Here is a 22,205-nt window from a genome sequence, read left to right on the forward strand (position 1 = left end):
GGCAGCGCCCCGAACCGACTTCGGGACTGCCTTCTTTCCGCCGAAAGGGACCTTCCGGAAAATGCTCGTCTATATCCTGAAGCGCGTCTTGGCCACGATTCCGGTCATGCTGATCGTCGCCATCTTCGTCTTCCTTCTGCTGCGTCTCACCCCCGGTGATCCGGCAGCCATTCTCGCCGGCGATGCCGCCACCCCCGCACAGCTTGAACGGATCCGTGACCGTCTGGGTCTGAATGATCCGCTGCTGACACAGTTTTTCACATGGATCGGCCAATTGCTGCGCGGTGATCTGGGCGTCTCGCTTTTGTCGAACACCTCCGTGGCGGGCATGTTGGGCGACCGGCTGGGGCCGACCATCAACATCGCGCTGATGACCATCACGATCTCTGTCCTGCTGGCCGTGCCGATGGGCGTGATCGCCGCTTGGCGTCACCGCACTTGGGTCGACTTTCTGGTGATGTCCTTCTCGGTACTGGGCTTTTCGGTGCCGGTCTTCGTGATCGGCTATATCCTGATCCAGATCTTCGCGATTGAGCTGCGTTGGGTGCCGGTGCAGGGCTACAAGGCGCCGTCGGACGGCATCGGGCCGTTCTTCTCGCGGGCCATTCTGCCCTCGCTGACGCTGGCCACGATTTATGTCGCCCTCATTGCCCGGATGACGCGGGCCTCCATGCTCGAAGTGCTGGGCGAAGACTACATCCGCACTGCGCGGGCCAAGGGCGTGCGCGAGAATGTCGTGCTGTTCCACCATGCGCTGCGCAATGCCGCGGTGCCGATCCTGACGATCATCGGCACCGGGTTTGCGCTGCTGATCTCGGGCGTGGTGGTGACGGAAAGCGTCTTTAACATCCCCGGCATCGGGCGTCTGACGGTCGATGCGATCCTCGCGCGCGACTACCCCGTCATTCAGGCGATGATCCTGCTGACGGCGGGCATCTACGTCTTCGTGAACCTCTTGGTTGACGTCTCCTATTCATTCTTCGACCCAAGGATCCGGTACTGACATGATCGAGCAACCCCAATCCCGTCACAGCGCCTTTCAGGTGCTGACCGGACTGCTTTCCCTGCCTGCGGGCGCGAGGGTCGGTATCGGCCCCATGCTGGCGGCTCTGACCCTTGTAACCATCGTGCTGGCCTCCATTCTGGCGCCACTCTACGTGCCCTATGACCCGCTGGCGATGAACTCAGCCGCGCGGCTCAAACCACCGTCCGAGGAGTTTCTGCTGGGCACCGACCCATACGGGCGGGACACATTCTCCCGCGTGATGGTGGGCGGGCGCGTGTCGCTGCTCATTGGCGTCGGCGCGGCGCTAGTCAGCGTCGCCATCGGCTTGGCCATCGGCCTTGTTGCGGGGTTCTTTCGGATGGCCGACAGCATCATCATGCGGATCATGGACAGCCTGATGGCGATCCCCGCGATCCTGCTGGCGATTGCCCTCGTGGCGCTGAACGGGCCGTCGCTCGGCTCGGTCATCATCGCCATCACGGTGCCGGAGGTGCCGCGCGTGGTGCGGCTGGTGCGCTCGGTCGTGCTGTCGGCACGGGAGGAACCCTATGTCGAGGCGGCCATCGCGCTCGGCTCGTCGATGCCCAAGATCCTGATCCAGCACCTAATGCCCAACACCATGGCGCCGCTTATTGTCCAAGGCACTTATATCTGCGCCTCGGCGATCCTGATCGAGGCGATCCTGAGCTTCCTCGGCGCGGGCGTCAGCACGGAGATCCCCACTTGGGGCAACATCATGGCCGAGGGGCGGACCTATTTCCAAATCAAGCCGGGGCTGATCTTCTGGCCGGGGCTGCTGCTGTCGCTTTGCATCCTGTCGATCAACCTTTTGGGCGACACCGCGCGCGATCTGCTCGACCCGCGCATGAAGAAACGGGAGGGCTGAGAGATGCAGTTCAAGACCAAAGACTTCTCCGACGCGCGTGAGGTTCTTAAAGTGCGCGACCTGCGCATCGGGCTGGCCGGGCGGCCACAGGCCAAGCCGGTGATCGACGGGATCGACCTCACCATTCGCGCGGGCGAGACGCATTGCTTGGTGGGTGAATCCGGCTCGGGCAAATCCGTGACCTCGCTCGCGGCCATGGGGCTGCTGCCGAAATCAGCGCTGGAGGTGCAAAGCGGCAGCATCACGCTAGATGATTTCGAGATCACCAGCGCCAGCCATGCGCAAATGCGCCAGCTGCGCGCGCGGCGGATCGCGATGATCTTCCAAGAGCCGATGACCGCGCTGAACCCGGTGCTGCGGGTGGGCGAGCAGATCATGGAAGTGCTCAACATGCACAGCGATCTGAGCCAATCCGAGGCCAAGAAACGCACGCTCGACATGATGGATCAGGTGCATCTGCCGGATGTGAACCGCATCTTCAGCGCCTTCCCGCACCAACTTTCCGGCGGGCAGCGCCAGCGCATCATGATCGCCATGGCGCTGATCCTCGACCCCGATCTGCTGATCGCGGATGAGCCGACGACGGCGCTGGACGTGACCACGCAGTTGCAGATCCTCAAGCTCATCGCCGAGATGCAAGAGCGCCACGGCACCGCCGTGCTCTTCATTACGCACGACATGGGCGTGGTGGCCGAGATCGCGGATACCGTGACGGTGATGCAGCAGGGCAAGATCGTCGAACGCGCGCCGATTGAAAAGCTGCTGACCAAGCCGGAGAAGGACTATACCCGCACCCTGCTGACCGCCGTGCCAAACCTCACCCCGCGCCCCGCAAGGGCGGCGGCAGCGCAGAGCGAGGTGGTGCGTGTCGCCGGGCTTGATATGACCTATGGCGGCGGCGGCTTCCTGCGCCGCAGCGAAGGGGTCAAGGCCGCGCAGGATGTCAGCTTTACCATCAAGCCGGGACGGACGCTGGGCATCGTGGGGGAATCCGGCTCCGGCAAATCCACCGTGGCACGGGCCATCATGCGGCTGATCGATCCGACCGCGGGCAGCGTGAATGTCGCGGGGACCGAGATTGCCAAACTCTCGCGCCGCCAATTGCGCGACCACCGCAAACATCTGCAAATCGTGTTTCAGGATCCCTACCGCTCGCTTAACCCGCGTTGGACCGTGGCGCGCAGTCTTTGCGAAGGGCCGATCAACTTCGGCACCCCGCGTGCCGAGGCGATGCGCCATGCCGCCGAATTGATGGAGCTGGTGGACCTGCCGCGCGACGCGCTTGACCGCTATCCACATCAGTTTTCGGGCGGACAACGCCAGCGTATTGCCATTGCGCGGGCGGTGGCGATGAAGCCCGATCTGCTGGTCGCGGATGAGGCCGTCTCGGCGCTTGATGTGAGCGTTCAGGCACAGGTGCTCGACCTTTTGGATGACATTCAAGAGAAGTTCGGCGTGGCCATGCTGTTTATCACCCATGACCTGCGCGTCGCGGCGCAGATTTGTGACGAGGTGTTGGTCATGCAGCGCGGGCAGGTCGTTGAATACGGCCCTGCGGGCGATGTGCTGGCCAACCCGCATCACGACTACACACGCAACCTGATCGAAGCGGCCCCGGGCCGCCATTGGGATTTTGCCAACTACCGCGCGCTCGGCAGCGCCACCATGACGACAGGAGCCACCGCATGACCGTCCTTCCCAAGATCGAAGCCTTCGCCGCCGATCTCACCGCCATCCGCCAAGACATCCACGCCCATCCCGAACTGGGGTTCGAAGAGGTCCGCACCGCGGGCATCGTGGCCGAAAAGCTGCGCGCCTATGGCGTGGACGAGGTGCACGAAGGGCTGGGCGGCACCGGGGTTGTCGGCATTATCAAGGGCGCCGGCGGTGGCAACCGCCGTGTCGGGCTGCGCGCAGATATGGACGCGCTGCCGATTTTGGAAGATTCCGGCGTGCCCTATGCCTCGACCAACCCCGGGCGGATGCATGCCTGCGGCCATGACGGCCACACCACCATGCTCTTGGGGGCTGCGCGTTATCTGGCGGAGACACGGGATTTCGACGGTACCGTGGTGCTGATCTTTCAACCCGCCGAAGAGGGCTTGGGCGGCGCGCGCCGGATGCTGGAGGAGGGGCTGTTCGAGAAATTCCCCTGTGACGAGATTTACGGCATGCACAACGATCCCAACTCGGAGCCGGGTGTGGTCAATGTTACCCCCGGCGCGGCCATGGCGGGGGCGGCCTTCTTTGACATTACCGTCAAAGGCACCGGCAGCCACGCGGCGATGCCGCATCAGTCGCGTGATCCGATCGTTATCGGCACGGCGCTGGTGCAGCAGTTGCAATCCGTGGTCAGCCGCAACACCCCGCCGACCAAGCCGATCGTGCTGTCTGTCACCAAATTCAACGCAGGTTCGGCCTATAACGTGGTGCCCGATACCGCCACCATCGCGGGCACGATCCGTTACTTCCACCAAGACGTGATCGAGATGGCCGAGGCCCGGATGCGCGAACTCTGCGCCGGTATGGCCAGCGCCTATGGGATCGAGATCGAAGTCGACATCCGCAATGTCTTTGACGTGTTGATGAACGATCCGGAACTCACCACCGCCTATGTCGAAGCGGCGGCCAGTGTGGTGGGGGGAGAGAATGCCCATGTCTCGACCGAGCAGGCCAGTGGGTCCGAGGATTTCGCGGATATGCTAAAGGTGGTGCCAGGCGCCTATTGCCGGGTGGGGCACGCAGGCAGCGTGCCGTTGCACAACCCCGGTTTCGTACTGGATGACGCGATTCTGCCCATCGGTGCCTCGATCTATGCGCGGATCGTTGAGACGCGCCTGCCGAAGGTCGGCAGCTAGGCCATTGCACCCACCCGCTTTGATTTAAGCCATTCGCCCTGCTGTCGCGCGGCGGAGAAAAGGAGTTTGAATATGACCAACCCGCTCGATTTGCCCTTTGAAACCGAAGAGATGCTCACCGGGCTGCGCCCTTGGATTGAAACCGAAAGCCCCACATTCGACGGGGCGGCGGTGAACCGGATGATGGATGTGGTGCAGCACGATCTGGCGATCCTGGGCGCGCGGACCGAGCGTATCCCAAGCCCGATGGGGCTGGGCGACAGCCTGCGCGCGGAGATGCCTCATCCCAAAGCGGGCGAGGGGGGCATTCTGCTTTTGGGCCATATGGACACGGTTCACCCCATCGGCACATTGGCCAAACTGCCCTACAAACGCGAAGGCGAGCTTTGTTATGGGCCCGGCTTGATGGACATGAAGGGCGGCAATTACGTCTATCTTGATGCGCTGCGTAAACTGCTGGCCGCCGGGATTGAGACGCCGCTGCCGGTGACGGTGCTCTTCACCCCCGATGAGGAAATCGGCACCCCCGCCACCCGCCGGCTGATCGAAGAAGAGGCCAAGCGCCACAAATACATCCTCGTCCCCGAACCCGCGCGGCCCGACGGCGGCGCGGTGATCGGGCGCTATGCCATCGCGCGGTTCAATCTTCAGACGCGGGGCCGCCCCAGTCACGCGGGCTGGGCGCTGTCCGAAGGCCGCTCGGCCATCGCGGAAATGGCCAAGGCCGTGGGCACGATCGAAGGCATGACGACCGAGGACTGCACCTTCTCGCTCGGGGTCTTTCACGCGGGCCAATGGGTCAACTGCGTCTCCTCGGTCTGCGATGCCGAAGTGCTCACCATGGCCAAGACGCAAGAGCAGCTCGATGCGGGCGTGGAAAAGATGATGGCGCTGAACTCGGACGAAGGCGACGTGATCATGGAAATCCGCCGCGGCGTCACCCGCCCGGTTTGGGAGCCCGACCAGCCCGGCACGATGGCCATGCTGAAGCTCGCGCAGGAGATTGGGGGCGAACTGGGGATCGAGATCACCGGAAGCTCTGCCGGGGGCGGATCGGACGGTAATTTCACCGGCTTCCTCGGCCTGCCGACGCTGGATTCCATCGGCGTGCGTGGCAAGGGGCTGCATACGTTGCAGGAGCATATCTATGTCGACAGCCTCACCGAACGTGCGAAACTGGCGGCGGGGTTGTTCTGTCGCTTGACGGCTTGAGAGGGGGGGGGAGGGGCGGAGACCTCCTCTAAACGACCCCCGCCGCTAGCTGCTGCGCGTCGCCCCATTCGCGGGGGGATTGGCCGTACATGCGTTTGAACTCTCGGCTGAATTGCGAGGCGCTGATGTAGCCTACAGCCATTGCCGCTTCGCTGACCGTGGCGCCGCCTGCGATTTTCACGGCGGCATTGTTCAGGCGCATGGATTTGACGAATTGTATCGGCGACATCGTCGTTACCTGTTTGAACTTGCGGTGAAATACCGCGCGGCTCATGCCCGCGCGTTGGGCCATCGCGTCGATGGAGATGGGCGCGTCGAGATGGGCCGCGACATGCGAGATGGCCCGCGCCACGGCATTGCCCGCCCCGAAGGCCCGCCGCGCGAAGAGCCCTGCCTCTCCTTTCAGGATGGCGTAGTACAGCTCCCGCAGGCGCGCTTCGGCCAGCACGGCGCGGTCGGTTTCGCTTTCGCTCAATTGCAGCAGGCGCAGCAGGGCGTCGGAGAAGGCCCCGTCCCATGCCGCGAGTTTGATCCCCTCGGCGCGCAGGTCGGCGGGGGCAGGGGGCAGCAGGCTCCCCGCGCTTTCCATTTCAAGCGAAAGCTCCGCCATAAGTCGCGCGTCCAGAGCGATGTAGACGCCGAATAGCGGGGTCTGGGGCGAGGCGCTTGGCGTGCCCGCTTTGACCGGCATCGACATGGGGCAGCACATATAGCGGCTGTCGTCATAGACATAGCGCTGACCGTCCAGCACCGCCTCTTTCGCGCCGCTGACGATGGCAATGACAGAGGGTTCATAGACCGCAGGCGCGCAGGGGATCGCGCTGGTGGCGCGGAAATACTGCACGCCCTTGATGCCGGTCTCGGTCAGCCCGTCGGTCTGGCTGTGCCGTTCGATGATATGGCGGATTTGGTCTTTGCTCATGCGTGGAGATTAGGGCCGCATGAGCGTTTTATGCAATGGCTGTGAGAGGATCAGGCAAGTAATCGCGACGATCTGGCCTGTTTCCATTGGGTGGTGAGATTTATCTGCAAGGTCAACGGGGCGCGATGCCTCTTTAACGGTAAGGAGCAAGACCATGGCAGACAAGACTTTCGGCGCGCACGGCTGGACCCCTGAGCGGATTGGCAGGCTGGAGGGGAAGACCTTTGTGATCACCGGGGCCAATGCGGGGGCCGGTTTTCAGGCGGCGCGGACTTTGCTGAGCAAAGGTGCCGCGGTCGTGATGCTGAACCGCAGTGCAGAGCGGTCGGCAGAGGCCGTGGCAAAGCTGAAAGACGAATATGGCGCGGCGGCGCAGGTCAGCTTTATTCGGATGGATTTGGCCGATCTGGACACGGTACGCAGCGCTGCGGCAGAGCTTCTGCGCGATGTTCCTCGGATCGACGCGCTGATCTGCAACGCCGCCATCGCGCAGGTGCCAAGCCGCCAGCTAACCAAGGCGGGACATGAAAGCCAGTTGGGCACCAATCACTACGGCCACTTCCTGCTCTGCGGGCTGTTGTTCGACCGAATCGAAGAGACCGCGGGCCGGATCGTGGTGGTTGCGAGCCTTGGCTACAAGATGGGCCTGCGCACCATCCAGTTCGACGACATGAACTGGGACAAGAACTACCGCGCCAACCCCGCCTATAGTCAGAGCAAGCTGGCGCAGATGATGTTTGCCTATGAATTGCAGGACCGCGTCGCGCAGGCGGGAAAGAACGTTGAGGTCTATGTCTGTCACCCCGGTGCCTCGGCCACCTCTTTGATCAGCACCAGCGGTGGCCTGATGACGCGGTTCACGTGGTGGCTCATGTCGAAACTGCCGATCGTTCAAACGGCAGAGCGGGGCGCCTATCCAGAGGTCATGTGCGCCACCGAAAACGGGCTGGAGCAGCGCGCGCTTTACGGCCCCACAGGCCGAATGGAGATGGTCGGCCCGGTTGGGCGCGGATCGCTGGAGCCCTATGCCTATGACAAAGCCACGATGGTCAAACTCTGGCAGCGGTCCGAGGAAGAAACCGGTTTTCACTGGGCCGTGTGAGGTGGGGCGGGGCATGTCACAGCCCCGCCAAACCCTGCGAAATCAGGCACACTCGGACCCGGCGCAGAGTGTCGTTTCGTGTGTCAGTTGCACAATAAAGTTGCAGTTGATGAGCCGTCAGCGGACAATTCTTGCCAAATGAGATCATTCGGTTAGTCTCTGATCTCGGGTCGCCCGACCAATAGCGTATTTCAAGTAAGCAAAGGGGCGGCCACTCTGGGAGGAGGAAACATGACTGAGACTAAAAAGTTCAATCGACGTTCGTTCCTGACGAAGTCCGCACTTGCTGGGGGGGCCGCTACCGGGAGCATGCTGGCCGCACCGGCGGTGTTGGCGCAAGCGCCGATCGTCATCAAGATGCAGACGTCGTGGAACGACGCCAACATTTGGCAAGACTTTGCCCGCGATTACGCGACACGGGTGGAGGAGATGTCGGGAGGGCGTCTCAAGGTCGACGTGCTGCCTGCGGGCGCGGTCGTCGCGGCGTTTCAGGTGCTTGATGCCGTGAACGACGGTCTGATCGACGCGGCGCATTCGGTGCCCGTCTATTGGTACGGCAAGAACAAAGCCGCATCGCTCTTTGGCACCGGGCCGGTTTTTGGCGGCTCTGCCACCACCATGCTGTCGTGGTTCTACCAGGGCGGCGGTCAGGAGCTTTATAACGAGCTGACCCAAGATATCATGGGCCTCGACGTTGTTGGCTACATGGGCTTCCCGATGTTTGCGCAGCCCTTTGGCTGGTTCAAAGATGAGGTGAACTCCGTCGACGATCTGCAGGGCTTCAAGTACCGCACCGTGGGTCTGGCCGCCGATCTGATGGCCAAGCTGGGCATGTCTGTTGCACAGTTGCCGGGCGGTGAAATCGTGCCTGCGATGGAACGTGGCGTGATCGACGCCTTTGAGTTCAACAATCCGTCGTCGGACAAGGATTTCGGTGCACAGGACGTGGCCAAGAACTACTATCTGTCGTCCTATCACCAAGCGTCTGAGAGCTTTGAATTCCTGTTCTCCAAGATGTTCCTCGAAGACCTCGATCCCGATCTTCAGGCGATTCTGAAATACGCTGTTGAGGCGGTCTCGACCGCGAACACGGCCAAGGCGATGGACCGCTATTCGGCGGACCTTCAGTTCTTGCAGAACGAGGCTGGCGTGACCGTGCGGCGCACGTCCAAAGATATCTTGGATGCGCAGCTTAAGGCATGGGATGAACTGATCCCCGAGTTGGAATCCGATCCCTTCATGAAAAAGACCCTCGACAGCCAGCGCGAATGGGTCGACCGCGTGGCCTATTACGAGTTGATGAACTCGCCGGATTACGGTCTTGCTTACGAGCATTACTTCCCCGGCAAGATCAAACTCTGATCCCGCAATCCCATAACATCACCGCGAACTCCGGCGCATCAGCGCGCCGGGGTTCGTGCGAGATACCGAGGGCATCATGATATCTTTCATTCGGTTCGCCGATAACCTTTCCGCATGGTTCGGCAAGGCTTTCGCTTGGCTCATTTTGCTGATGTCCATCGGCACGGGCTACGAAGTTTTTGTGCGCTATGTGCTGAACAATCCCACCGCTTGGGCGCTGGACGTGTCCTTCATCATGTATGGCACGCTCTTTATGATGGGCGGGGCCTATACCCTGTCGCGTGGGGGGCATGTGCGGGGGGATTTCCTCTACCGGCTGTTCCAGCCGCGCACCCAAGGCATGATCGACCTCGTGCTCTACATCATCTTCTTTTTTCCCGGGGTCACGGCGCTGATCCTCGCGGGGTGGAAATACGCCGCCCGGTCTTGGTCATATGGCGAAGTGTCGGTCAACAGCCCGGCGGGCGTGCCGATCTATCAATTCAAGGCGATCATCGTGGCGGCGGGGATCCTGCTGTTCATCCAAGGCATTGCGCAGGTCTGCCGCTGTCTTATCGCCATACGTTCCAACTACTGGCTCGAAGCCGAGGAAGACGTCTTTGAGACCGAAGACCTCATGATGCGCGAAGCCAATAAGGCCGAGAAAGGCCATCTCACATGACCGATCCGCAAATCGCCCTGATGATGCTTGGGCTGTTCATCGTCTTTGTTTTCCTGGGCTTTCCGATTGCTTTCACGCTGATGGCGATGGGCATCGGCTTTGGCTACTACGCCTATTTCGACGCGCGCCGGATGTGGCGTGGCTTTGACCGGCTGGATGAGGGGGCCGGCCAGTGGGAGCAATGGTCGACCTGGTTCGAGGGGTTTTTCAACAACCGAATATTCGATCTCTTCGTGAACCAAACCTTCACGGTGATGTCGAACGAAGTGCTGACCGCGGTGCCGCTGTTCCTGTTCATGGGCTATATCGTGGAGCGGTCGAATATCGTCGACCGGCTGTTCACCACGCTCAACATCGCCTCGAAAAACATCCCCGGCTCAATGGGTGTGGCCGCGCTGATCACATGCGCGCTTTTTGCCACGGCCACCGGGATTGTTGGCGCGGTTGTGACGCTGATGGGCCTGCTGGCGCTGCCTGCGATGCTCAAGGCGCGCTATGATCCGTCTTTCGCGGCGGGCATCATCTGTGCGGGCGGGACGCTGGGCATTTTGATCCCACCCTCGATCATGCTGATCGTCTATGCGGCGGCGACCAACGTCTCTATCGTGCGGCTTTACGCGGCGGCGCTGCTGCCGGGGCTGACGCTGGTCGGGCTCTATCTGGTCTACATCATCGGGCGGTCGCTGTTGCAGCCGTCTTCGGCCCCACGTCCCACAGCGGATGAGGTGCCGGACATGCCGATGGGCAGGCTCTTGTTGATGATCGCGACATCCTTCCTGCCGCTGGCGTTTTTGATCTTCGCGGTGCTGGGGTCGATCCTCTTTGGATTGGCAACACCGACCGAGGCGGCCTCCATCGGGGCGCTTGGGGGCATCTTCCTCGCCTTCATCTACCGGGCAATGACATGGCAGCGGATGCGCGAGAGTGTCTACCTCACGGTGCGCACCACGGCGATGGTCTGCTGGCTTTTCGTTGGCTCCTACACCTTCTCGGCGGTGTTCTCCTACCTCGGCGGGGAGCATGTGATCTCAGAGTTCGTGCAGTCGCTGAACCTGTCGCCGATCATGTTCCTGATCCTTGCGCAGCTGATCATCTTCTTGCTGGGCTGGCCGCTGGAATGGTCCGAGATCATCATCATCTTCGTGCCGATCTTCTTGCCCCTGCTGGCGGTGTTCGAGATTGATCCGCTGTTCTTTGGCATCCTCGTGGCGCTGAACCTACAGACCAGTTTCTTAACGCCACCGATGGCCATGTCGGCCTATTACCTCAAAGGGATCGCCCCGCCCGAGTTGCGCCTGACGCAGATTTTTGCGGGCGTGATGCCGTTCCTCTTCTGCGTGATCCTGTCGATGGTGCTGATGTATGTCTTCCCGCAGATCGTCTTCTATCTGCCGGAGGTGTTCTATGGGCGCTGAGCCAAGGATGACCGCAGCGGCAGCGCTCGGCGTGGTCGAGTTGCGGGACCGTCTGGCGAGCGGCGCGCTGGACGCGCTGGCGCTGGTGGAAAGCTACATCGCGCGGATCGAAGCGCGCGAGGAGGTCGTGGGCGCTTGGGCGTGGTTCGATCCCGAGTTCGCCCGTGCACAGGCCCGCACGCTCGACAGTTATCGTCGGGCGGGCCGACCGCTTGGGCGGTTGCACGGGCTGCCGGTGGGGCTGAAAGACGTGATCGACACCCGCAGCATCCCCACAGAGAACGGCTCGGCCCAAGACAAGGGGCGCGTGCCGCTGCGCGATGCTTTCATCGTCGAGCGGCTCAAGGCCGAGGGCGCGATTATCATGGGCAAGACGGTCACGACCGAGCTTGCCTTCATGCATCCGGGCAAGACCTCCAATCCGCATAATCCGGCACATAGCCCCGGCGGCTCGTCCCAAGGTTCGGCGGCGGCTGTGGCGGATGGCATGGTGCCGCTGGCCATCGGCACGCAGACGGGCGGCTCAGTGATCCGGCCTGCGTCCTATTGTGGGGTCACCGGGTTCAAACCGACCTTCGGTGCGATCCCGCGCCGGGGGGTGCTGACGCAATCGCCCTCGCTCGACACCATCGGCGTCTTTGCCAGTGATCCCGCCGGTGCGGCGCTGCTGGCCGAGGTGCTATTTGGCCATGACCCCGAAGACAGCGCCACCGAACTTGCCCCCAAGCCCGCGCTTTTGGCGCAGACCACCACCGCGCCGCCGATCCCGCCGGTCTTTGGTTTCGTTCGCCCGCCGGGGTGGGAGGATGCCGACCCGCAGCTTCACGCGGCTTTCGAAGAATTGGTCGCAGCACTTGGTGATCAGGCGTTCGAACTGCCCCTGCCGTTGGTCTTCGACGGGGCAGCAGAGGCGCGCAAACGCATCAACTTTGCCGAGATGGCCTATCACTATTACCCCTACCTGCGTGATGGGGCCGACCTGCTGTCACCCGCGACCCGCGAGGCGATGGAGGCGGGCAACAAGGTGTTGGCCCGCGATTACCAATCGGCCCGCGACCTGCCCAAGGTGCTGACCGCCGCGCTTGAAGAATTGCTGACCCGCTGTGACGTGCTTTTATGCCCATCGGCCACCGGCCCCGCGCCGCGCGGGCTGGAGGCGACCGGCGATCCGATTTTCAATGGTCTGTGGACGCTCTGTGGCAGCCCCTGTGTGAACGTGCCTTTGATGACATCGGAAGACGGGCTGCCGATGGGCGTGCAACTGGTCGGCGGTCACGGCCAAGACGGGCGCCTGATGCGCAGCGCACAATGGCTTTTCGACTGGGCCGATGGCGCAACCCAATGAGGATTGAAACATGAACCGTTTACTTGCTCTTTTCGCCTTCGCCGCGATTGCGATCTTTCTGCTGATCCTCGCGGTTGAGGTGCCCAGCATTGATCTGATCATCATCGTCGCGGTGACGCTGGCCTTCGTGGCCTATGATTTCTTCACCTCCAGTCGGAAGGATCGGGACTGACCCATGGGCAAGCCTGTCATCTGGATCACCCGGCAGCTTTCTGACGCCACGCTCGACCGGGCGCGGCGTGACTATGAGGTGATCTGGGATCCGGCTGACGCACCCGGCAGCGCCGAGGACATCATCGCGATGAGCGCACAGGTCGATGGCATGATCCCCTGTCACTCCGAGCATTTCAGCGCCGATGTGGTGGCCCAGCTTGACCCCCGGCTCAAGATCATCGCCAACCACTCCGTCGGGGTGGATCACTGCGATCTGCCCAGCCTCAAGGCGCGGGGGATTGTCGTGACGAACACGCCCGGCGTTCTGTCGGATGCCACGGCGGAACTGGCGCTGATGCTGATGCTGGGGGCTGCGCGGCATGCGGTGGCGGGGGACCAGCTTGTGCGCAGCGGGCAGTGGCAGTCGTGGTCGCCCGCGATGCTGGTGGGCAAACAGCTCTCCGGTGCGCGGCTCGGGATCATCGGTATGGGCGGCGTGGGCCGCGCCTTTGCCCGCAAGGCGCGCGGGCTGGATATGGAGATTCATTACCACAACCGCCGACAACTGGACCTGGAGGAGGAGGCGGGCGCGACCTATCACGCCGAGTTGGATGACCTGCTGGCGGTGTCGGACTTCCTAACGCTGCACTGCCCGGCCACACCCGAAACCGTCGGCCTTTTGAACGCAGCACGGCTGGCGCGTCTGCCCAAGGGCTGCGTGATCGTGAACACCGCGCGTGGCAATCTGGTGGATGAAGCGGCACTGCTTGAGGCGCTGACCTCGGGCCATGTCGGCGCGGCGGGGTTGGATTGTTTCGTGACCGAGCCGGGCGGCAACCCGGCCTTTGCTGCGCATGACAACGTGATGATGATGCCGCATGTGGGCAGCGCCACCGTGGCCACCCGCGATGCGATGGGTTTCAAGGCGCTGGACAACCTCGATCACTTTTTCCGGGGAGAGACACCGCCGGATCAGCTGTAGCGGCGGCGGCCCGTCAAACGACGCCGGGCGGCTGCGCAGCCACGCCGCGGCGCAGCCGTGATGGCAAGGGTAGGGTGATGATGGCAAGACAGCCAATCACCAGCGCAACGCCGATCCAGCCAAGCGGGGGGAGGCGTTCGCCCACGATGACCACGGCGAGCACCGCGGCGACGACCGGCTCGAACAGGGTGATCACGGTGGCCATGCTTGCCTCTACCCGGGCAAGGCCGTAGCCGAAGGCGATATAGCCCAAAAACATCGGCACAGCGGCCATATAAAGCCCCACGGCCGCGTTGGTCCATGACGCCAGAAAAGCCCCGCCCGAGATCAGAAGCACCGGCATCAGCAGCAGTCCACCCAGCCCGAAGGTCGCCCCCATGGCCACGGTAGAGCCGGTGCCTTGCAGCATCATCTTGCGCGCGCTCCACGAATAAAGCGCGTAGGTGAAGCCCCCGATCAGGCCCAGCAAGACGCCCAAGGGAACCGATGGCGCGCGCAGCGTCTCCCCATGGGCGGCGTTTTCGGCCAAGCAGATCAGCCCCATGCCGATCAGCCCCACCGCCGCGCCAAGGGACCAGCGCAGGGTCAGGCGGCGGCGGTCCAGCAAGTATTCGATCAGCGCCGAGAGCAGCGGCGCAGAGCCGATGGTGATGACCGTGCCCACCGTCACCCCCGCCAGCCGCATCGCGCCGTAAAAGGCCAGCGGATAGACCGCCACCGCCACTGCGCCGATGACCAGCAGACGGCGCTGCTGCCAGAGCCGCGCACGCTGGTTCAGGATGCCCCGCCCGGCCCAAAGGGCCTGCGCGATCCCGCCCAGACCCATGGCCGCAGCACCGATGGCGGCGGCGCTCACGTCGGGGGCAAAGGTGGCGGCGGTGCCGGTGGTGCCCCAGACGACGGCCGCGAAAAGGATGGCAAACACGCCCCAGCGGTGACCCTGCATCATGCGAGCGTCCTTAGCATATCTTCGGCCATCGCCCGCGCCAAACGCTGCGCGGCGGTCACGGCCTCCGCCCCCCGAAGCGGCCAAGTCTGCGTGAGCCCTTCGATGATGAGCAAGAGCGCCGTCTCAGCTCCGGCCAGATTGGTGGCCACGGCGGCCTTGGTCGCGACCTCGGCCTTATGCCGCGTCAGCAGGGCGCGCAGGCTATCGCTGCCGGGGTCGGCGGCGACGGCGGCATGAAACAGGCAGCCGTGAGAGGTTTCCGTTTCCATCCACTGCCCGACACGCGCCAAGATCGCCTCCAGCGCGTCGGTGGGTGCCTTCGGTAGATCGTCGAAAACCAGCGCGAGGTAGCGCCGTTGGCGGTTTTCCAGTGCCGCCAGCACCATCTCAGCACGGGACGGGGTGTATTTATAAAGCGTGCGCAGACTTACCCCCGCCGCATCTCGCAGGTCTTCGACGCTGGGTTCGGCGAAGCCGCGGGCGGCAAAGGCACGCTCAAGCCCGGCGGCGATTTTGCTTTGGGTATCTGTCATGCTTGACGATGTAGAGGGATCCCTCTACCTACGCAAGTAGAGTAATCATTCTACACTCGAAGGAGCCGAAGCGATGACCCTACCAGAGACGATGAAAGCCATGCGGCTGACCGGCCACGGCGGCTTGGACAAGCTGGAGTGGCGCGAAGACGTTGCGGTGCCAAAACCCGCAGCCGGAGAGGTTTTGGTCCGCGTCGGCGCGGCGGCGGTGAACAACACGGATGTGAACACGCGCACGGGCTGGTATTCCAAAGCGGTGCGAGGCGATACCGGATCGGCGGCGAGCGAGGGCTACGACGGCGCGTCGGACGCCGACGGCGGCTGGTCGGGTGCCTTGAGCTTTCCGCGCATCCAAGGCGCCGATTGCTGCGGAGAGATCGTGGCCGCAGGCGAGGGCGTCGATGCGGGGCGGATTGGCGAGCGGGTTCTGATCCGGCCCATGTATAGGCCTGCGGGTGCGGGGCCGGATGATTTGGTCACCTTCGGATCGGAGCGGGATGGGGGTTTTGCCGAATACGCCACCGCCGAGGCCAGCAATGCGCTGCGGATCGACAGCGCGCTCACGGACCTCGAACTCGCTTCTTTTCCCTGCGCCTTTTCGACTGCCGAAGGGATGATCCAGCGCGCGGCATTGGGGGCGGAGCGTGTGTTGATCACCGGCGCCTCTGGCGGCGTCGGCTCGGCTGCGGTGCAACTGGCCAAACGGCGCGGGGCGCATGTGACGGCGGTGACCAGCCCCGGCAAGATGGAGGCGCTGAAGACGCTCGGCGCGGATGAGACGCTCGGCCGGGATGCGGCACTGCCGGAGGATGCCTTTGATGTGGTGCTCGACCTTGTTGGCGGGGCGCGTTGGCCCAAGCTGCTTGATGCTCTGGTGCCGCGCGGGCGCTATGTGACCTCGGGCGCGATTGCCGGGCCGATCGTCGAGTTGGACCTGCGCACGCTCTACCTCAAAGACCTGACCCTCATGGGCAGCACGCGGCAGGAACCGAGCGTTTTTGCCGATCTTGTGGGGTATATCGAACGCGGAGAAATTCGCCCTGTCGTCGCGGAAAGCTATGCGCTGCAAGAGCTTAAACAGGCGCAGGAAGCCTTTCTTGAGAAATTCCACATGGGAAAGATCGGCATCACGGTGGCCGGTTAAGCGCGAAAATGGGCCGCTTGCCACAGGGGCAGGCGGCTCTTCCTTACCAATAAGTAAATTAGATTGATTTAATCGTTGACTCACCCCTTCCCATTTGGGATTTGTCCCTCGAGACGCCGCATGAACCGGAGGGGAGGCCAGTTTGCAGCAGCTACAGACATTCGCCGACCGGACCGCGCGCGGCTCGAACCAGAGCGGAATGCGGGCCTATAACGAACGGCTCGTCCTGTCGCTTATCCGGCGCAGCGGCCCTACATCCAAGGCAGAGATTGCCCGGCTCACTGGCCTGTCGGCGCAGACTGTATCCGTCATTATGCGCGCCCTCGAAGCGGATGGATTGCTGAAAAAAGGCGCGCGGGTGCGGGGCCGGGTGGGGCAGCCTTCGGTGCCGATCAGCCTGAACGCGGAGGGGGCCTTCTTTCTGGGGCTAAAGGTTGGCCGGCGCAGTGTCGCGTTGATCCTGACTGACTTCGAAGGCCAAGTGACGCGCCGCAGCGGCGAGGTCTATGCCCATCCCACCCCCGCTGCGGTCATGGAATTTGCGCGACGCGCTTTGCAAGACACGCTCGCTTCTTTGACCGCTGACCAGCAGGCGCGGGTCGCGGGACTGGGCGTCGCCCTGCCGTTTGGCATGTGGGAATGGGAGGTTGCGGGCGGTGATCTGAGCGCGTGGCAGGACTTTGATATCGAAGCCGCTTTGGCGGAGGTGGTCGATCTGCCGATCTCCATTTGCAATGACACTTCTGCCGCTTGCGGGGCCGAACTGGTTTTTGGTGCGCAGGACAAGCCGCGCGATTTTCTGTATTTCTACATCGGCTATTTCGTGGGTGGTGGGCTGGTGCTGGATAACAAGCTCTACACCGGCAAAAGCGGCAATGCGGGGGCGCTCGGCTCCATGCCGCTGGTCGGGGGCGTGCCTCGACAATTGGTCGATGTGGCGTCTTTGACGATCTTGGAGGCGGCGTTGCAGGGGGCCGGAGAGACTCGCCGCGCCCCATGGAGCGATCTGGCGGCTTGGGAACTTTCCGCCGGCATTCTGGACCTATGGCTCAACAGTACTGCCGAGGCGCTGGCGCAGGCGATCCGTGCCGCAACATCCTTGATCGATTTTGACACGGTGATGATCGATGGATCATTTCCTGAGACAATTCGCGCGGATGTAGTGGCACGCACCCGCCGCCATCTTGCCGCCCAGCCCCTGCCGGGCGTCACCCTTCCGGCCCTGCGCGAAGGGACCGTCGGCAGCGACGCCCGCGCGCTTGGCGCGGCAAGCCTGCCGCTTTCGGACCGTTTCCTCGTCGACCGCGACGCATTTTTGAAAGGCTGACAGATGATCCTTTGCTGCGGAGAAGCCCTGATCGATATGATCCCAACCCCAACCACCGCAGGCCCCGACGGCTTTGTGCCCCATGCGGGCGGGGCGGTGTTTAACACGGCCATCGCCTTGGGGCGGCTCGGGGCGCAGGTGGGGATGCTGTCGGGCCTGTCGTCTGACATGTTCGGGCGGCAGTTGGTCGATGGGCTGAAGGCCAGCCATGTGGATGTCTCGCATCTGGTGGTGTCCGACCGTCCGACGACGCTGGCCTTTGTTCGGCTGGTCGGTGGCCATGCGACCTATGATTTCTATGACGAAAACTCGGCCGGGCGCATGATCACGCCGGGGGATATGCCCGCACTCTCGGCTGAAGTCTCGGCGTTGTATTTCGGCGGGATCAGTTTGGCATGTGAGCCGGGCGCGGATGCCTATGCAGACCTGCTGGCGCGCAACGCCGAAGGCCGTGCGGTGATGATCGACCCCAACATCCGCCCCGGTTTCATCAAGGATATCGAGCGTTACCGTCAAAGGCTCGACCGGATGCTGGCGCTGTCGGACATCGTGAAGGTATCGGATGAGGATCTGAACTGGATCAACCCGGCGCCCCTGTCGCTGCGCGATAAGGTGGCCGAGTTGTTGGCCAAGGGGCCGTCGGTTGTCATCCTGACCCGTGGGGGCGAGGGGGCAATGGGCTATCTGGCCAATGGTGAAGAGGTGCAAGTCCCTGCCGTGAAAGCCGAAATCGTCGATACGGTGGGGGCGGGCGATACCTTCAACGCAGGTGTTTTGGCAAAGATGTCTGAGCTTGGGCAGCTCCATAAATCCGCGCTCGCCACCCTTTCGCCCGAGGTGTTGACCGAGGCGCTGGCCTATGGCGCGCGCGTCGCCGCCGTGACCGTTTCGCGCGCCGGGGCGAACGCGCCTTGGGTAGAGGAAATATGAAATGTTGAAGAACCGCCTATCTTTTTCGCTCAGATATGTTAGCGCTATCAGTGGCCGCCCTGAGGAGGGCGCAGGAGGGATGGCGATGGCTTTGAGCAATCGAAAACATGGTGCCGCCGCGCATCAACGCAGGCAGGAGGGCTGACCCCATGGTATCGCGCGTAATCCCCGTTGACCCTTTCGACCTCGTCATTTTCGGCGCGACCGGCGATCTTGCCCGGCGCAAGATCCTGCCCGGTCTGTTCCACCGTTTCACCGTCGGCCAGATGCCCGAAGGCGCACGGATCGTCGGCGCGGCCCGCTCCGAGCTTGATGCTGATGCCTTTCGCAAGATGATCCGCGACAGCCTGCTAGAGTTCGCCCCCAAGCTCGCGCAAGAAAGCGCCGCCTTGGAGCGGTTCCTTGGCATGGTGCATTACGTGCGCGTGGATGCCTCGGGCGATGCGGGCTGGGCGGACCTCAAAGACCTGATGCGCGATGATGTCGTGCGGGCCTTTTACCTCTCGGTCTCGCCGTCGCTATTCGGCACGATCGGCGGCAAGCTGCATGACCACGGCATCGCCACCCGCGACAGCCGGATCGTCGTCGAAAAGCCCTTCGGTCATGATCTGGCAACCGCGCAGGCGCTGAACGCCGATCTGCGGGCCAATTTCGATGAGAGCCAGATTTACCGCATTGACCATTACCTCGGCAAAGAGACGGTGCAGAACCTTATGGCGCTGCGTTTCGCCAATGCCCTGTGGGAGCCGCTGTGGAATTCCACCCATATCGACCATGTGCAGATTACGGTTTCCGAGAGACTCGGCGTCGAAGGGCGGGGGGAGTATTACGATAGATCCGGTGCCATGCGCGACATGGTGCAAAACCACCTGATGCAGCTTTTGTGTCTGACGGCGATGGAGCCGCCCTCGCGTTTTGACCCCAATGCCGTGCGCGATGAGAAGGTGAAGGTGATCGAGGCGTTGGAGCCGGTCGTCCAGAAGGACATCGCCCGCGGACAGTACCGCGCCGCGCAGGGCGAGGGCAGCTATTGCGATCATGCGGGCGACCCCGACAGCCGCACTGAAAGCTTCATCGCCATGAAGGTCAAAATTGCCAATTGGCGGTGGGCGGGCACGCCCTTCTATCTGCGCACGGGCAAGAAACTGCGCGGGCGTAGCTCCGAGATCGCGGTGATCTTCCGCGACCCGCCGCATATGATCTTCCCGGCGATGGAGGGCCATAAGGGCAACGCCCTGATCATCCGCCTGCAGCCGGACGAAGGCATCACCCTGCGCAACACGATCAAAGACCCCGGCCCCGGCGGCATGCGTCTGGCCGAAGTGTCGCTGGATATGACCTTTGCCGATGCCTTGGGCGAACAGGCCACTCCGCAAGACGCCTATGAACGGCTCATCATGGATGTGATCCGCGGCGATCAGACGCTGTTCATGCGCGGGGACGAGGTCGAAGCCGCTTGGGCTTGGGCCGATCCGATCATTCACGGCTGGGAAGAGACCCGGCAACCCCCGTACCCCTATGACCCCGGCAGCTCCGGCCCCGAAGAAGCGCTGATGCTGATGCACCGCGACGGCCGTCGCTGGCGCGAGATCACACGAAAGGACGAGACATGACCCTGCATTCCACGATTGACCGCGTCACCGACCGTATCATCGCCCGCAGCGAGGCGACCCGGCGCCCCTACCTCGACCGAATGGAAGCCGCCCGCGCCAAGGGTCCGGCCCGCGCGCATCTGTCCTGTAGTGGGCAAGCCCATGCCTATGCCGCCTCTGGCGCAGACAAGGACCGGCTGGCGACCACCAGCGCAGGCAACCTCGGGATCGTGACGACCTATAACGACATGCTCTCGGCGCATCAGCCGTTTGAGCGTTACCCCGAACTGATCCGCGACGCGGTACGTGCAGCAGGCGGCACCGCGCAGGTGGCGGGCGGGGTGCCTGCCATGTGCGACGGGGTGACCCAAGGCGAGGCGGGGATGGAGCTGTCGCTTTTCTCGCGCGATGTGATTGCCTTGGCGGCGTCGGTGGCACTCAGCCACAACACCTTTGACGCGGCGGTTTTCCTTGGGGTCTGCGACAAGATCGTGCCGGGGCTGGTGATCGCGGCGCAGGCCTTCGGCCATCTGCCAGCCGTCTTTCTGCCCGCTGGGCCGATGGAGAGCGGGCTGTCGAATGATGAAAAAGCCAAGGTGCGCCAGCAGTTTGCCGCAGGCGAAGTGGGGCGCGATGCGCTGATGGCCGCCGAGATGGCCGCCTATCACGGGCCGGGCACCTGCACCTTTTATGGCACCGCCAACACCAACCAGATGTTGATGGAGTTCATGGGGCTGCACCTGCCGGGCGCCAGTTTTGTGCCACCGAACGGATTGCTGCGCGATGCGCTGACCCAAGAGGGCGCGAAACGGGCGCTGGCGCTGAGCGCTCTGGGCAATAATTACACGCCCGTGGCTTCGGTTCTGGACGAAAAGGCATTTGTAAACGGGATTGTCGGGCTCAATGCCACGGGCGGGTCGACCAATCTGCTGATCCACCTCATCGCCATGGCGCGGGCTGGGGGGATCATTCTGGATTGGGAGGATTTCTCGGACATCTCCGACATCACGCCGCTGCTGGCACGGGTCTATCCCAACGGTCTGGCCGATGTGAACCATTTCCACGCGGCGGGCGGCTTGGGCTATATGATCGGTGAATTGCTGAAATCCGGTCACCTACACCCTGACACACATACCGTCGCCGGGCAGGGGTTGGAACATTATACCTCCGAGCCGAAGCTGAAGGCCGACGGTTTGGTTTGGGAGAAGGGCGCTGGCGAAAGCCTGAACGAGAAGATCCTCCGCCCCGCCAGCGAACCCTTCCAGCCCACCGGCGGGCTGCGGCGCATGGCCGGATCGCTCGGGACCGCCTGTATGAAAGTCTCTGCCGTGGCGCCCGAACACCACATCATCGAAGCCCCGGCGCGGGTCTTTGCGGATCAGAATGAGGTGAAGGCAGCGTTTAAAGCGGGCGAGTTGACAGACGACGTGATCGTCGTCGTCCGTTTCCAAGGGCCAAAGGCCAACGGCATGCCCGAATTGCACAGCCTGACGCCGCTTCTGTCGATTCTTCAGGGGCGCGGTCAGAAGGTCGCGCTGGTCACCGATGGCCGCATGTCGGGGGCCTCGGGCAAGGTGCCCGCAGCGATCCATGTGAGCCCCGAGGCGGTCGACGGCGGCCCCATCGCGCGAGTGCAGGACGGCGATGTGCTGCGGGTTGACGCAGTTGCAGGGACGCTTGACGTGCTGGCCGAAGGGTTCGATGACCGTCCCAACGTCACCGCTGATCTTTCTGCTTACCATGCCGGGACGGGGCGCGAGTTGTTCGCTATGTTCCGCGACACAGTCGGTTCTGCTACCACCGGCGCAACCATTTTTGGAGGCTGA

At 63.0% G+C, this 22,205-nt stretch carries 20 protein-coding genes; 17 read left to right on the plus strand and 3 right to left on the minus strand.

The window, feature by feature from the left end; genetic code table 11:
- Window positions 1-61: 61 nt before the first annotated feature.
- The 5 genes from K3758_RS03145 (at window position 62) to K3758_RS03165 (ending at window position 5,962) form a co-directional block, all read left to right on the plus strand.
- Window positions 62-1,003 carry an ABC transporter permease gene (locus K3758_RS03145; RefSeq protein ID WP_259947547.1) on the plus strand — a complete coding sequence of 314 codons (942 nt, stop codon included), beginning with the start codon at window positions 62-64 and terminating at the stop codon, window positions 1,001-1,003.
- A gap of 1 nt (window position 1,004) precedes the next feature.
- Complete coding sequence (locus K3758_RS03150) at window positions 1,005-1,892, plus strand: ABC transporter permease (protein ID WP_067625113.1); 888 nt, start codon at window positions 1,005-1,007, stop codon at window positions 1,890-1,892.
- Window positions 1,893-1,895: 3 nt separating this feature from the next.
- Window positions 1,896-3,581 carry an ABC transporter ATP-binding protein gene (locus K3758_RS03155; protein ID WP_259947549.1) on the plus strand — a complete coding sequence of 562 codons (1,686 nt, stop codon included), beginning with the start codon at window positions 1,896-1,898 and terminating at the stop codon, window positions 3,579-3,581.
- A complete protein-coding gene (locus K3758_RS03160; protein ID WP_259947551.1) occupies window positions 3,578-4,750 on the plus strand; it encodes a M20 aminoacylase family protein in 1,173 nt (390 codons plus the stop codon). The genes K3758_RS03155 and K3758_RS03160 overlap by 4 nt, the downstream gene beginning before the upstream one ends.
- Window positions 4,751-4,822: 72 nt before the next feature.
- Window positions 4,823-5,962 (plus strand): M20/M25/M40 family metallo-hydrolase, encoded by a 1,140-nt coding sequence (locus tag K3758_RS03165; protein WP_259947553.1) that lies wholly within the window; start codon window positions 4,823-4,825, stop codon window positions 5,960-5,962.
- A gap of 28 nt (window positions 5,963-5,990) precedes the next feature.
- On the opposite strand, the gene K3758_RS03170 is transcribed toward K3758_RS03165, so the two are convergent.
- The gene (locus K3758_RS03170) at window positions 5,991-6,884 is read right to left on the minus strand and encodes an AraC family transcriptional regulator (RefSeq protein WP_259947555.1); all 894 of its coding nucleotides are present in this window, start codon (window positions 6,882-6,884) and stop codon (window positions 5,991-5,993) included.
- A 154-nt stretch (window positions 6,885-7,038) separates the two neighbouring features.
- On the opposite strand from K3758_RS03170, the gene K3758_RS03175 reads away from it, so the two are divergent.
- The 7 genes from K3758_RS03175 (at window position 7,039) to K3758_RS03205 (ending at window position 13,904) form a co-directional block, all read left to right on the plus strand.
- Complete coding sequence (locus tag K3758_RS03175; RefSeq protein WP_259947557.1) at window positions 7,039-7,986, plus strand: SDR family oxidoreductase; 948 nt, start codon at window positions 7,039-7,041, stop codon at window positions 7,984-7,986.
- Window positions 7,987-8,217: 231 nt separating this feature from the next.
- A complete protein-coding gene (locus K3758_RS03180) occupies window positions 8,218-9,348 on the plus strand; it encodes a TRAP transporter substrate-binding protein (RefSeq protein WP_259947559.1) in 1,131 nt (376 codons plus the stop codon).
- 76 nt (window positions 9,349-9,424) lie between these two features.
- Window positions 9,425-10,009: a TRAP transporter small permease subunit gene (locus K3758_RS03185; RefSeq protein WP_093928097.1), complete on the plus strand. Its 585-nt coding sequence runs from the start codon at window positions 9,425-9,427 to the stop codon at window positions 10,007-10,009.
- Window positions 10,006-11,424, plus strand: a complete 1,419-nt coding sequence (locus K3758_RS03190) for a TRAP transporter large permease subunit (protein WP_259947560.1) — start codon at window positions 10,006-10,008, stop codon at window positions 11,422-11,424. Before K3758_RS03185 ends, K3758_RS03190 begins: the two co-directional genes overlap by 4 nt.
- A gap of 7 nt (window positions 11,425-11,431) precedes the next feature.
- Window positions 11,432-12,769 carry an amidase gene (locus K3758_RS03195; protein ID WP_259947562.1) on the plus strand — a complete coding sequence of 446 codons (1,338 nt, stop codon included), beginning with the start codon at window positions 11,432-11,434 and terminating at the stop codon, window positions 12,767-12,769.
- A gap of 10 nt (window positions 12,770-12,779) precedes the next feature.
- The gene (locus K3758_RS03200) at window positions 12,780-12,941 is read left to right on the plus strand and encodes a hypothetical protein (RefSeq protein ID WP_165935563.1); all 162 of its coding nucleotides are present in this window, start codon (window positions 12,780-12,782) and stop codon (window positions 12,939-12,941) included.
- Between the two features lie 3 nt (window positions 12,942-12,944).
- Entirely contained in the window at window positions 12,945-13,904 is a 960-nt protein-coding gene (locus K3758_RS03205; protein WP_259947565.1) for a D-glycerate dehydrogenase, read from the plus strand.
- 13 nt (window positions 13,905-13,917) lie between these two features.
- Here K3758_RS03205 and K3758_RS03210 read toward each other — a convergent pair whose 3' ends face one another.
- Both K3758_RS03210 and K3758_RS03215 read right to left on the minus strand, forming a co-directional pair.
- The gene (locus tag K3758_RS03210) at window positions 13,918-14,853 is read right to left on the minus strand and encodes a DMT family transporter (protein ID WP_259947567.1); all 936 of its coding nucleotides are present in this window, start codon (window positions 14,851-14,853) and stop codon (window positions 13,918-13,920) included.
- Complete coding sequence (locus tag K3758_RS03215; protein WP_259947569.1) at window positions 14,850-15,386, minus strand: TetR/AcrR family transcriptional regulator; 537 nt, start codon at window positions 15,384-15,386, stop codon at window positions 14,850-14,852. The genes K3758_RS03210 and K3758_RS03215 overlap by 4 nt, the downstream gene beginning before the upstream one ends.
- Window positions 15,387-15,459: 73 nt before the next feature.
- Here K3758_RS03215 and K3758_RS03220 point away from each other — a divergent pair, with 73 nt between their 5' ends.
- The 5 genes from K3758_RS03220 (at window position 15,460) to edd (ending at window position 22,205) form a co-directional block, all read left to right on the plus strand.
- Window positions 15,460-16,530 carry an alcohol dehydrogenase family protein gene (locus tag K3758_RS03220; RefSeq protein ID WP_259947570.1) on the plus strand — a complete coding sequence of 357 codons (1,071 nt, stop codon included), beginning with the start codon at window positions 15,460-15,462 and terminating at the stop codon, window positions 16,528-16,530.
- 199 nt (window positions 16,531-16,729) lie between these two features.
- Complete coding sequence (locus tag K3758_RS03225; RefSeq protein WP_259949965.1) at window positions 16,730-17,857, plus strand: ROK family transcriptional regulator; 1,128 nt, start codon at window positions 16,730-16,732, stop codon at window positions 17,855-17,857.
- Window positions 17,858-17,860: 3 nt separating this feature from the next.
- Complete coding sequence (locus K3758_RS03230) at window positions 17,861-18,787, plus strand: carbohydrate kinase (protein WP_132444688.1); 927 nt, start codon at window positions 17,861-17,863, stop codon at window positions 18,785-18,787.
- Window positions 18,788-18,936: 149 nt separating this feature from the next.
- Window positions 18,937-20,400, plus strand: coding sequence for a glucose-6-phosphate dehydrogenase (gene zwf, locus K3758_RS03235; RefSeq protein WP_259947573.1), 1,464 nt, complete (start codon window positions 18,937-18,939; stop codon window positions 20,398-20,400).
- Window positions 20,397-22,205 carry a phosphogluconate dehydratase gene (gene edd, locus K3758_RS03240; protein WP_259947575.1) on the plus strand — a complete coding sequence of 603 codons (1,809 nt, stop codon included), beginning with the start codon at window positions 20,397-20,399 and terminating at the stop codon, window positions 22,203-22,205. Before zwf ends, edd begins: the two co-directional genes overlap by 4 nt.

It is taken from the genome of Sulfitobacter sp. W002, assembly GCF_025142135.1.
Taxonomy (GTDB): domain Bacteria; phylum Pseudomonadota; class Alphaproteobacteria; order Rhodobacterales; family Rhodobacteraceae; genus Sulfitobacter; species Sulfitobacter profundi.